This window comes from Fontisphaera persica (assembly GCF_024832785.1).
Lineage (GTDB): Bacteria > Verrucomicrobiota > Verrucomicrobiia > Limisphaerales > Fontisphaeraceae > Fontisphaera > Fontisphaera persica.
In genome coordinates, this window is sequence record NZ_CP116615.1 from 3,059,999 (window position 1) to 3,072,129 (window position 12,131).

Below are 12,131 nucleotides of genomic sequence, written 5' to 3' on the forward strand. Positions count from 1 at the left end.
GGCCAGGCAGATTATCTTCACCGTGGAGGTCCGGCATTCCCACCCACGCCGGCAAGGCCACGCCGCCGGGCGCGGTGTCCTTCCCTGATGGCGCGAAGCCGCCGGGGTCAAAGGCGTTGGATTCCCGGTTGACAAGCGGGGGATTATGGCAAACATTTATAAAGCAGCACAGGGCGCTGCCTTGGGCCGCAAAAGGGCGATGTATGATCACAAACGACCGTTCATCGTACGGGCAACGGCCATCCCACGGATCGGCGGGGGGAAGCAGACCGCCTGCGCCGGAAGAAACACTCCGGCGCGAGGAAATCGTGGTGGAACGCAAGAAATTCATTTTCACGCTCAAGGAAAATCAGCGCGGAAGATTTTTGCGCATCACGGAGGACGTTAACGGGCGGCGCGACAATATCATCGTCCCAGCGCCCGGTCTGGCGGAGTTCAGGCGCGTTTTGGAGGAGATGGCGAAGGCGGCGGAAGCGCCCAGCCCCTCCGGCCAGGCGCCCTCCCCGGAATGACCCCCAGAAGCCGGGCGTTCAGCCGGCCACCGTCTTGACCTTGGCTTTGCGGCGCGGCCGCAGCCGGGGAGCATCCCCCCACAGCCCTTCCAAATCATACTTGGCGCGCACTTCCGCCCGCATGACATGGGCAATCACATCCACATAATCCAGCACCATCCAGTGCGTCGGCACCTGCCCGTCAATCGCCCGCGGACGCAACCCCGCGTTCTCCTCCAGTTTTTCGGTGATTTCGTCCGCAATCGCGCGCAAGTGCGGCTCGCTGGTGCCGGTGGCGATGACAAAAAAGTCCGTCACCGTGCTCAAGCCACGCACATCCAGCACCGTGATGTTCTCCGCCTTCTTGGCGTCGGCCAGTTCGCGGATGGTTACGGCAAGTTTTTTGGAATCCATGCTGCCTGGGTTTGAGGTTAAGGAGCGTGATAGATTTTTTCCCGCATTAAATCTTCCGCCACCGCGGCCGGGAGCAGTCCTTCAAGGGACAGCCCGGCCGCAGCGCGCTGCCGCACGAGGGAGGCGGAAACTCCCATGGCCGGCGCTTCGATGACCCGCCCCCGAAAGGGCGGCGATAGTGCAGGCGCCGGCTGGCCCGGCCGCGGGCAGACGGCAAATTGCACCCACTCGGCCAGCGTTTCCGCAGCATGCCATTGCGGCAGGGTACAGGCCTGGTCGGCGCCCAAAATCCAGAACAGCTCTGCGCCGGGGTAACGCCGGCGAAACTCGGCCACCGTATCCACCGTGTAGGAAATGCCACCCCGACGGATTTCCACATCATCCACGACACAGCCGCTCCAGCCCGCCAGCGCCAGGCGCAGCCAGCGCAGGCGCAGCGCCGGAGGCGCCGGGGGCGAGTGGGGTTTGAAAGGCGACTGGCTGGCCGGGATGAAATACAGGCGTTGCAATTCCAAGGCTTCCCAGGCCGCGCGCGCCATGCACAAATGACCATAGGTCACCGGATTAAACGAACCGCCAAAAAGTCCAATGCGTTCCATGGCCTGTCAGGCGGCGGTGAACCCTCCGGAAAATGCGCTCATTCCTTGCATGATGACGCACAGAATGGTTGTGCTCCGGCTTTGGCCGGCAAGTCCTGGCCCGGGTGGGCAATCCAACGATTCATGCAGCGCTTCAACAACAACGATTGACTCCTCCACCATAACGCTTTTCCAGCATTTGCGCAACGATTTCCCCGCGGGAAGGCAGGGGAGGCCCCGGCTCCGGCGCCCCGGGCCTCACGGCGGCCGCCGGGGGGGCGGGGTGCAGGTGTCCGCACGCGCACAGCGCCTGTTGCTGCGCGCGCTCGCAGGCGGCCTGCCCGGAGACCTCTTTGGCCGCCAGCAACACCAGCGCCAGCCAGCCCCACCACCCGCGGGGCGAGCCTTCCACCACCGCGTACTCCGGCAGCCAGACCGGCTCGGTTTCTTTGAGCGTGGCGGGCTGCCGCTGCCGCAGCAGTTGCCACCACGTGCGCGCGCTCAACGTCACCATGGTGGCAATCAGCGCCAGAAACACCGCGGTCACCACGGCGTCCACCCGGTTGTTGAACCGGCTGCGCCGGGCATCCAGCACACGCTGCTCGAGCTGCGCCACCGCCGGGGCGTCGCCCCGCGCCCGGGCTGCGGCCAGCTCCTGTTGCAGTTTGGGCAGGGCCTGGTCCGCCGCCTGCGCCGCCGCCCAGAAACCCATGCGCGGATGGGGATGAAACACCTTGATGGCCCCGGCACTGCACGTGACCGCCAGCAACCACACCAGGGGCACCGCCGTCACCAGCACCACCGCCAGCGAGCGCGGCACTCCGGCCGCAGCGGCTTGCCGGCGCTGAAGCTGCATCTTCAGCAGAATCGTCGTGCCCAGGCACAACGCAATGGCCGCCAGCATCTGGTTGGCAATGCCAAAAATCGGCCAGAGCGCCTTCACGCCACCCTCCGCATCGCGCACCCCCTGAATCAGGAAAAATCCCCAGCCGGACACCATCAGCACGCTGGCCAGCAGGTTGGCGCCAAACCGGCGCGTTTCGCCCAGCGGGGCATGGAGACGCCCCAGAAAATCTTGCAACAAATAACGCCCCACACGTGTGCCGGCATCCAAGGTCGTCAGGATGAACAGCGCCTCAAACATGATGGCAAAGTGGTACCAGATATCCAGCCAGCGGCCATGCGTCAGCCGGGAAAAGATGTTGGCCATGCCCACGGCGAGGGTGGCCGCGCCGCCGGTGCGGCCATAAAGGGTTTTCTCGCCCACCTCCTCAGCCAGCGTGGTCATGGCTTGCGCATCCACCGTGACCGGCTGGGGCAGCCAGGCGCGGGAGGCCTCATTCCATTCATAACGATAAAAGCCGGACTGGCTGACTTTCTGGCGGATGTCCGCCGCGGGGTCCGCGCCCGCGCCCTTGACATTCATGGCCAGGTAAACGCCGGGGTCCAGCGTGCAGGCGGCAATCATGGCCATGATGGCCACCAGCGACTCCAAACACATGGCTCCGTATCCCACCATGCGGGCATAGCCTTCGCGGGTGATGATTTTGGGCGTAATGCCGCTGGAAATGAGCGCATGAAAACCGGAAATCGCCCCGCAGGCGATGGTGATGAAACAAAACGGAAACAACTTGCCCGGCACCACCAGCCCGCTGCCGTCCACGAATTTGCTGACCGCCGGCATCTGCATTTCCGGCAGCACCAGCAACACGCCCAGCGCCAGCAGAAAAATGGTGCCCAGTTTCATGAACGTGCTGAGATAATCCCGCGGCGCCAGGAGCAACCACACCGGCAACACACTGGCCATCAGGCCATACACCAGAATGGCCCACGCCAGCGTCTCCGCATGGAGATGAAACACCTGGGACCAGACCGGGCTGGCATAAACCTTCTGCCCGCCCCACACGGCCAGCAACAACAAAACCACGCCGATGGCCGACACTTCCAGCACCTTGCCCACCCGTAAAAACCGCAGATAACACCCCATCATCAGGGCGATGGGAATGGTGGCCCCCACCGTGAACACTCCCCACGGGCTTTCGGCCAGCGCATTCACCACCACCAGCGCCAGCACCGCCAGCAATATGGTCATGATGGCCAGAATCCCCACCATGCCCACCGCCCCCGCCGTGGTGCCAATTTCCTCCCGCACCATTTGCGCCAGCGACTTGCCATCGCGCCGAATCGAGGCAAACAACGTCACAAAATCATGCACCGCGCCCCCGATGACCACCCCAATCAAAATCCACAACGTCCCCGGCAAATACCCAAATTGCGCCGCCAACACCGGCCCCACCAGCGGCCCCGGGCCGGAAATGGCGGCGAAGTGATGCCCAAAGACAATCCACTTGTTGGTCTTGACGTAGTCCTTGCCGTCCTCATGCACTTCGCAAGGCGTGGCGCGGCGGTCATTCAGAGCCAGCACCTTGGCCGCCAGCCATTTGGAATAAAAGCGGTAGCCAATGGCATAAGTGCACAGGGCCGCAATGAGCAGATACCCCGAATTGATGGGTTCCTTGCGGGCGGCGGCCAGCGTGGCGTAAGCTGCCGCCCCCAACACCGCCACGCCGCCCCAGATCAGCCAGCGCACCCAAGTTTTTCCGTTCATGGTGTGTGATGCCGGTTTGCTTTCAGTCCCCGCATCTTGGGGACATGCCGTGGAAAATTCAAAAGAAAACCAATCCGGAATTTATTGGCGATGGGGACGCAACCAGCAGCCAAAAGACCACGCCGATGCGGGCCCAAACGCGGGACGGGCCGGGCAAGCACGCCGCGCAACGCTTTCCTGTTTCCAGTTGCGCAAATGGGGCAGGCCCGCTTTATTGGCAGGGTCATGCAAGTGGCAGGAAAAACAGCCACCCCCCCGCAGCGCACGCCTCGGGCGGGCGGAGGCACCTTGTATTTGGGGCTGACGCTGCTCGCCATCACGGTGGTGGCGGTCATATTACTTTGGTTTTTCCGCCAGCGCCTGCAGGAAGCCAGTGCTGCCCGCAACGCTCCCCTGCCCGTCCTTGGCCAAGTGCCGCCCTTTACTTTAACCAACCAGTTGGGACAGGTCGTTACCTTGAATGATTTGACCGGCAAGGTTTGGGTGGCCGATATCATCTTTACCCGCTGCGCCGGCCCCTGCCCCGTCATGACCTTGCAAATGAGCGAGCTGCAACCCCTCTGGGCAGCCGAACCCACCGTGAAACTCATCACCTTGACCACCGACCCCCTTTACGATACCCCCGAGGTGCTGCGGGCTTATGGGCAGAAGGTCAAGGCAGACCCCCAGCGCTGGTGGTTCCTCACCGGCGACAAGGCGGAAATTGCCCGCCTGGCGGTCCAAGGTTTGCGTTTGACCGCCGTGCCGGTGCCGGAAGCCGAACGCGCCAACCCTGCCGATTTGTTCATTCACAGCACGTTGTTTGTGGTGGTGGATAAACACGGCCGCCTGCGCGCGGTGGTGGAAACCCAGGAGGACGACGTGGAGGAGGGCGAAGCACCCCGGCAGGGCCGTTCGCGGTGGGAGCGCGAAGCCAAACCGCACCTGCAGGCTATCGTGCGCCGTTTGCTGGAGGAGCCTTGATGCCGCTGACCTTGGAAATGCTGCCCACCCTCAACGCCTGCCTCAACACGCTGGCCACGCTGTGTTTGCTGGCGGGCTATTGGGCCATCCGGCGGGGCCATCCCAAAGTTCACCGGGCGCTGATGGTCAGCGCGTTGGCCGCCTCCACAGCTTTTTTGACGAGCTACTTGATTTACCATGCGCAGGCCGAGCGCACCGTGTTTCGGGAGCCGGCCTGGTTTCGCCCCATTTATTTGGTCATTTTGCTGACGCACACCGTGCTGGCGGTGGTCATTGTTCCGCTGGTGCTCACCACCCTCTGGCGCGCCTGGAAGGAGCAATGGGATGCGCACCGGCGGCTGGCCCGGTGGACTCTGCCGCTGTGGCTTTACGTGTCGGTCACTGGCGTGTTGATTTACTACCTCCTCTACGTGAAATACCCGCAAACTCGCCCGGTGCCTCCCCCGCGCGGGGCAACGCTGCAATCATCTCCCGGACCTTACAGGGCGCGCTGCATGCCCCCGGCCGAGGCTGTTTCCATGGGCCGACCGTCCAATACATCGCGGACCAGCTTCAACAGGGCCGCGGTGGCATAAGGCTTGGCCAGAAAGCGGGTGCGCAAATCCTGGGAAGTCTCGGCCAGCGCGGCTTCAGCGCTGTAACCGCTCATGTAAATAATTTTCAGTTCAGGATTTTTGGCGCGCAGCCGTCGTCCCAGCTCCAATCCGGTCATCCCTTGCGGCATGACCATGTCGGTAAGCAATAAATCAAATCGCCCTTGATATTCCTCCCACCGTTCCAGGGCCTCTGGCCCGGAGGCGGCCAGCACCACCTGATAACCACGGCGCTGCAACGCCGCTCCCACCAGCATGCGCACCGGTGCCTCATCCTCCACCACGAGCAGCCGTTCGGTGCCGCCGGAAGGCGCTTCCTCGGTTTGAGCAGCCACCGGCGCCGGCCGCGCCGCAGGCTGGGCGGGCAGGAATATCCGAAATGTGGTACCCTTGCCGGCCTGGCTTTCCACCTCCACCCAGCCCTGATGCTGTTTAACGACGCCATAAACGGTGGCCAGCCCCAGGCCGGTGCCGCGGCCCGGTTCCTTGGTGGTGAAAAATGGCTCAAAAATGTGCCGCATCACTTCCGGAGTCATCCCGCAACCAGTATCCGTGACCGTAAGGCAAACAAACTCTCCAGCGCGCCGCTCAGGATACGCCGACAAATCGCTTTGCGCGAATTCCACCGCGCTGGTGGCAAGGGTCAAGGTGCCTCCGTCGGGCATGGCATCACGAGCATTCACCGCCAGATTCACAATCACCTGGTCCAACATGCCCGGGTCAGCCAGCACCGCCGGCAATCCCGGCCCATAATGGAATTGCAGATGAATGTGTTCGCCAATGAGACGGCCCAAGATTTTGGTCAGATTGCTCACCAGCTCGTTAAGATTGATTTCCTGGGCCTGCATGGCCTGCTTGCGGCTGAAAAGGAGCAGCTTGCGCGTCAAGGCGCCCGCTCGATTCGCCGCTTCGGTAATCTGCTGGCACGCCTCGAGCAACTCCGGCCGATGCCCGAGGTCTTCCTCCAGAAAGCTGGCGTTGCCCTGGATGACCGTCAGGATGTTGTTGAAATCGTGCGCCACGCCGGCAGCCAACTGGCCAATGGCCTCCATCTTTTGCGCCTGGCGCAGTTGCGTTTCCAGCCGCTGCTGTTCCTCCTCGGCCCGTTTGCGGGCGGAGATGTCATAAATCGCTCCGTAAATGGCGTTGACCTGCCCAGCAGCATCCGGTTGATTCCTGGCAATATCCTGCACCCAGCAAACCGTGCCGTCGGCGCGCAGGATGCGATATTCCGATGCCGCCACGTACCCGGGCTGGCGCATTAATTTATGTCCCTCCTCCCGCACACGCGTGCGGTCTTCTGGATGAATCAAATCCCACCATAAACGGCGATGGGCATTAAAATCTGCCTCGGGGTAGCCCGTGATTTTTTCCACCTGCCCATGGAAAAAGACCGGTTTGAAGGTGGCCGGGTCCACCTGATAATAGATGCCGGCGGCGTTCTCCAAAAAATGGCGGTAGCGTGTCTCAAGCTGTGACACCTGGGCCATTTGTTCGCGGATAATTTTGGTTTGATGCCGTACCTGCCGCCGCAACAGGGCCACATAGCCCACGCCCAAAAGAATGCTCACTCCCAACAGGACCAGCGCCTTGGCTGCCCGTTGTAGCGTCCACCACGGGGGCGAGGCCACCACCACAATGTCCTCCAGCGCTCGCACCGCCAGAACCACGCTGCGCGGCTGGCGCTGCTCATCAGCGGTAATCCAGCACACGCCAGTCACACGCACCCGGCTGCCCGGCTTGAGATGTTCCAGATTCTGGAGTTTCTTGTCCATCACAGCGTCCACCAATCCCTGGGAAGTGCGAATGGCCAGCCGGTCGCTATAGGCCAGGCGGGATATGTCGGCCAGTTCGCCCTCCAATTCCACCCGCTGGCCATCAAAGTCGCCTGTCATCAAATCTTTGAGCGTGGCGCGCACGGGCGCCGGCCAGGTGCCCGGCGGGCCATGGCGGAATTGCGCATCCACCAATTCCGGCGAGTAATTCACAACCACCGGGAAGCCCACCACCTCCACCTGATTGCCCTCTTTCACCGCCTCGGAGGTGGCCGGCCGCACGCGCACCCCGCCGCTCTTGTCCTGCACAAAAAAGGACCCATCAGCCAGCCGGAGTGTGACCACCCCCGCAACTTTTACCCGCTGCAGGGGGCCAAAATCCGGGTTGAACCGCAGCAGGCCGGAAATGGGCTGCGCCGGCTGCGTGAAGGGATCCATCGTCTCCTGAATCAGCACCCTGACCTGGTTGAGGGACGGGATGAACAATTGCATGCCGATGGCCTGGCGCCGATTGTTGAAAATCGTGCCGCAAGCGGCCTGGACACGCACCCGCGAATTGATTAATTGCTGGGGCAAATTTTGCACCAGATTCCGCGGAATTCGCGCATCGAAGTTGTAACCTCCTCCAGCCATTTTGAGACGCAGGTGGTATTCGTCTGTGTACACGGCACGAATCACACCCTCCACCTCCACCCATTGACTGTCATAAGCCCCGCTGACCAATTGAAATAAAGGCACCACCACCGGGTTGGGCAGAGGTTGGATGCCCAAACGCTCCACCCGCCGATACCCAATTATAGGCGCAAAATGTCCAGGCAAGGTAATGCCCTCCAATTCAACCCAGTCCCCCGCCATGGGGAGGAAATTGTTGCCAACATCCCCCACATAAATGCCGGCAGTTTCATCTTGAATAAAAAAGGACCGCCACGCCGGGTCCGCGTAAGTCACCACCCCCTGAACTCGAACCGGCAAGCCTCGCGCGGCCATCTCCAGCGGCAGCTTCCGAACTTGCTGGATGTTGGTGAGCAGTGTCGAGCTGCCGGGCACAGCCTCTTCGGCAGGGGCAGCCCCCGCAGTCCAGCCCGCGCAAGCGGCGAACCAGACCAGCAAGGCCATGCCCGTCCGAAATATGTTTCCGACACATTCCACTTACCCTTAAAAACAGCATTTTACATGCCGTTTCCTGCTTTGTAGAGTTGACTGTCCGAATGTTCCCTGCCTTTGTGGATATTTCTCAACTTTGGCCAGACCTTGGGGGATGTGCAAGAAGGTTAAGGAATCAAATGGGACGGGCTGGTCCCTGCTCCCACCTGCTCCATGGCGAAGGTAAGAACAACGGCTAGGGCCAGAAGTCCCTAGGCTGTTGGGAATTATTCCGCTTCCAAGCCAAGGATGGCCGGGTCCCCGTGCAAAGCGAAATTGCCAGCACGGGTGATGCGCACCGGCAAAAGCTGGCCGATGTGCCGCTCTGACCCCTCAAAAATCACAATTTTATTGCACCGCGTCCGGCCCATGAGACGAGCCGGGTTGCGCTTGCTAGGGCCTTCCACCAGGATTTCCACGGTTTTGCCCACCATGGCCTGATAACGGCGGGCTGCCACCTCGTTGACCACTGCCATGAGACGTGCATGACGCTCTTCCTTAACTTCCTGTGGCAGTTGTCCTTCCATCATGGCGGCGGGTGTATCCCGGCGCGGGCTGTACTTGAACAAAAAGGCTTGGTCAAACTCTGCCTCGCGCACCAGCGAAAGCGTCTGCTCAAAATCTTCCTCCGTTTCGCCCGGAAAACCCGCAATCAAGTCTGTGGCAATGCCCATGCCGGGGTTGACCTGGCGCAGTTTCCGCACAATTTCCAAAAAACGCTCGCGGGTATAGCCGCGGTGCATCAACTTGAGCACGCGGTTGCTGCCGCTTTGGGCGGGGAGATGGGCACTTTCGGCCAGTTTGGGCAGGCGGGCGTAGGCCTCCACCAAATCGTCACCGTAACCTTTAGGATGGGGGGCGGTGAACCGGAGGCGTTCCAGCCCTTCAATTTCATGCACCGCCTCCAAAAGTTGCACAAACGGCGACTTGCCGTCGCGCATGGGAATCATGCGGCGGCCATAACTGGTAACAATTTGCCCCAGCAGCGTGATTTCTTTTACCCCATGCTGCACCAGCTCGCGGCATTCGGCCACGATGTCCTCCAGCGGGCGGCTGCGTTCCTGGCCGCGAGTGTAGGGGACGATGCAAAAAGTGCAGTACTGGTTGCACCCTTGCATGATGCTCACAAAGGCGGTGGGCGCCTTGGGGCCGCTGCCTGAGAGGAGATGCTCCCGAATCTTGCCCTCGCTGGCCGGCTCCTCGCCAATGTCCACAGCCTTGGCGCGCTGGCCATTGAGCAGCTCGTCCAGGTACTCGCCCGTCCGGTGAAACTTTTGCGTGCCCAGAATCAAATCCACATCCGGCAGGCGGTCCAGCAAAGCGGCGCCGCGGCTTTGCGCCATACAACCGAGAAATCCCACCACGACGCCCGGACGGCGGCGCTTTTGCTCGGCCACCAGCGAGCGCATTTTATTGAGCGCCTTTTGCTCGGCAAAATCGCGCACGCTGCAAGTGTTCAGCAAAATGACGTCGGCCGTCTCCTCCGAAGGCGCCAGGGTATAGCCGCGGGCCACCAGTTGGGCCGCGACGGCTTCGGAGTCGCGGGCGTTCATCTGGCAGCCGTAGGTTTTAATATAAACGCTGGGCATCTGCAGGCCTCGGCCATGGGCGCAGGGTTCAAGCCGCCGGCGCAATCACGCGCACCCCGCCTTTCTGGGCGGCGCGCTTGCGTTTGGTTTCATCTAATTCCTTTTTGCGCAAACGCAAGCTTTTGGGCGTGGCTTCCACGTACTCGTCCGGCCCAATATATTCCAGGGCACGTTCCAGCGACATCTTCAAAGGCGGCTCCAATTGGATGCCTTTGCCTTCGCCCTGGGAGCGCATGTTGGTCAGGTGCTTGGTCTTGCAGGGATTGACCGGAATGTCGTTTTCCCGCGCATTCTCGCCCACAATCATGCCTTTGTACACGCGGTCCCCCGGCTCGATGAACAACCGGCCGCGCTCCTGGTTCATGTTCAGCGCGTACGCGGTGGCGATGCCGTCCTCGATGCTGACCAGCGAGCCGTTTTTGCGCGAGATGATTTCGCCGCGGAAAGGGCCGTACTCGTGAAACAGGTGGCTCATCACCCCCAGGCCGCGGGTCATGTTGACCAGGTCCGTCTCGAAGCCGATGAGGCCGCGCATGGGAATCAGCGCCTCGATGGTCACGTGCTCGCCGTGATGGTCCATGTGGGTGATTTCCGCCTTGCGGTTGGACAGGTTTTCCAGCACCGCCCCCATGTATTCCTTGGGGATTTCCAGGAACATCTTTTCAATCGGCTCCAGCAGGTTGCCCGCGGCGTCCTGGCGGAAGATGACTTCGGGCCGGGAAACCAGCACTTCGTAGCCCTCACGGCGCATCTGCTCGACGAGAATGGCGATTTGCATTTCGCCGCGGCCGCTGACGTTGAAAATATTGGGGGCGTCCGTGTCCTCCACTCGCAGGGAAACATTGGTGCGCAGCTCCTTGAGCAGGCGTTCCTTGAGATGGCGCGCGGTGACCAGGCTGCCCTCCGTGCCGGCCAGCGGGCCGTCATTCACGGCAAACTGCATTTGGATGGTAGGCGGGTCAATCGGCACAAACGGCAGGGCGGGCCGCTCCTCGGAATCCGCAATGGTTTCGCCGATGAACACCTCTTCAAAGCCGGTCACGCCCACAATGTCGCCGGCATGCGCCTCGGGCACTTCAATCCGCTTGAGGCCCTCGAAGTGGAAAATGGCGGTGATTTTGCCCGGCGTCTTCACGCCGTTGCCGTGCAGGCAAACCGCATTGTCGCCCACCTTGATTTTGCCGCTGTAAATCTTGCCAAAAGCAATGCGGCCCAGATAATCCGAGTAATCCAGGTTGGCCACCAGCAGTTGAAAACCCTCCCCTGCGCGGGCTCGCGGCGGCGGGATGTGCCGGACAATGGCCTCAAACAGCGGCCCCATGTGGTCGGTGGTGTCCTCCAGCTTTTCCCGGGCGTAACCGTCCTTGGCGCTGGCGTAAATTACCGGAAAATCCAGTTGCTCATCGGTGGCATGGAGCGACAGGAACAAATCAAACACCTGGTCCAGCACGCGGTGGGGCTGGGCGTTCTCGCGGTCAATTTTGTTGATGACCACGATGGGTTTGGCGCCGGCTTCCAGCGCCTTGCGCAGCACAAAGCGCGTCTGCGCCTGGGGCCCCTCCGCCGCGTCCACCACCAGCAGCACGCCGTCAATCATGTTCATGATGCGCTCGACTTCACCGCCAAAGTCGGCGTGCCCCGGCGTGTCCACGATGTTGATGTGGTAGTCTTTGTATTTGAAGGCGGCGTTTTTGGCGCGGATGGTGATGCCCTTCTCGCGCTCCAAATCCATGGAATCCATGATGCGCTCCTCGGCCGCAATGGCCTGGTTGGCGCGGAAGGTGCCCGACTGTTTCAACAAGCAATCCACCAACGTGGTCTTGCCATGATCCACGTGGGCAATGATCGCGATATTGCGAATATGCTGCATAAAATTACTGACGGCGGCGGCTGAATGGCCGCCTGCCTAATATACACCGAAGGCCAGGGTTTGGCTGCCTCCGTGACGCCGCGGGATGCGCTGACCCCGGCGGGCAG

At 61.6% G+C, this 12,131-nt stretch carries 9 protein-coding genes; 3 read left to right on the plus strand and 6 right to left on the minus strand.

The window, feature by feature from the left end; translation table 11 throughout:
* The first annotated feature begins 203 nt into the window (after positions 1-203).
* Entirely contained in the window at positions 204-512 is a 309-nt protein-coding gene (locus NXS98_RS11430; protein WP_283845112.1) for a PUR family DNA/RNA-binding protein, read from the plus strand.
* A gap of 18 nt (positions 513-530) precedes the next feature.
* Here the strand turns inward: NXS98_RS11430 and rsfS are convergent, their stop codons facing one another.
* The 3 genes from rsfS to NXS98_RS11445 all read right to left on the minus strand — a co-directional run bounded on the left by rsfS (position 531) and on the right by NXS98_RS11445 (position 4,091).
* Positions 531-905, minus strand: a complete 375-nt coding sequence (gene rsfS, locus NXS98_RS11435) for a ribosome silencing factor (RefSeq protein WP_283845113.1) — start codon at positions 903-905, stop codon at positions 531-533.
* Between the two features lie 17 nt (positions 906-922).
* A complete protein-coding gene (gene nadD / locus NXS98_RS11440) occupies positions 923-1,504 on the minus strand; it encodes a nicotinate (nicotinamide) nucleotide adenylyltransferase (RefSeq protein ID WP_283845114.1) in 582 nt (193 codons plus the stop codon).
* A 133-nt stretch (positions 1,505-1,637) separates the two neighbouring features.
* Positions 1,638-4,091 carry a carbon starvation CstA family protein gene (locus tag NXS98_RS11445; RefSeq protein WP_283845115.1) on the minus strand — a complete coding sequence of 818 codons (2,454 nt, stop codon included), beginning with the start codon at positions 4,089-4,091 and terminating at the stop codon, positions 1,638-1,640.
* Between the two features lie 225 nt (positions 4,092-4,316).
* On the opposite strand from NXS98_RS11445, the gene NXS98_RS11450 reads away from it, so the two are divergent.
* Together NXS98_RS11450 and NXS98_RS11455 are read left to right on the plus strand one after the other, a co-directional pair.
* On the plus strand, positions 4,317-5,054 hold the full coding sequence (locus NXS98_RS11450) for an SCO family protein (protein ID WP_283845116.1): 738 nt from the start codon (positions 4,317-4,319) through the stop codon (positions 5,052-5,054).
* Positions 5,054-5,629 carry a DUF420 domain-containing protein gene (locus NXS98_RS11455; RefSeq protein ID WP_283848164.1) on the plus strand — a complete coding sequence of 192 codons (576 nt, stop codon included), beginning with the start codon at positions 5,054-5,056 and terminating at the stop codon, positions 5,627-5,629. The genes NXS98_RS11450 and NXS98_RS11455 overlap by 1 nt, the downstream gene beginning before the upstream one ends.
* Here NXS98_RS11455 and NXS98_RS11460 read toward each other — a convergent pair.
* The 3 genes from NXS98_RS11460 to typA all read right to left on the minus strand — a co-directional run bounded on the left by NXS98_RS11460 (position 5,533) and on the right by typA (position 12,024).
* The gene (locus NXS98_RS11460; RefSeq protein WP_283845117.1) at positions 5,533-8,538 is read right to left on the minus strand and encodes an ATP-binding protein; all 3,006 of its coding nucleotides are present in this window, start codon (positions 8,536-8,538) and stop codon (positions 5,533-5,535) included. The genes NXS98_RS11455 and NXS98_RS11460 overlap by 97 nt on opposite strands.
* A 254-nt stretch (positions 8,539-8,792) precedes the next feature.
* The gene (gene miaB / locus NXS98_RS11465) at positions 8,793-10,154 is read right to left on the minus strand and encodes a tRNA (N6-isopentenyl adenosine(37)-C2)-methylthiotransferase MiaB (protein WP_283845118.1); all 1,362 of its coding nucleotides are present in this window, start codon (positions 10,152-10,154) and stop codon (positions 8,793-8,795) included.
* 28 nt (positions 10,155-10,182) lie between these two features.
* Positions 10,183-12,024, minus strand: a complete 1,842-nt coding sequence (gene typA / locus NXS98_RS11470; RefSeq protein WP_283845119.1) for a translational GTPase TypA — start codon at positions 12,022-12,024, stop codon at positions 10,183-10,185.
* Positions 12,025-12,131: the final 107 nt, after the last annotated feature.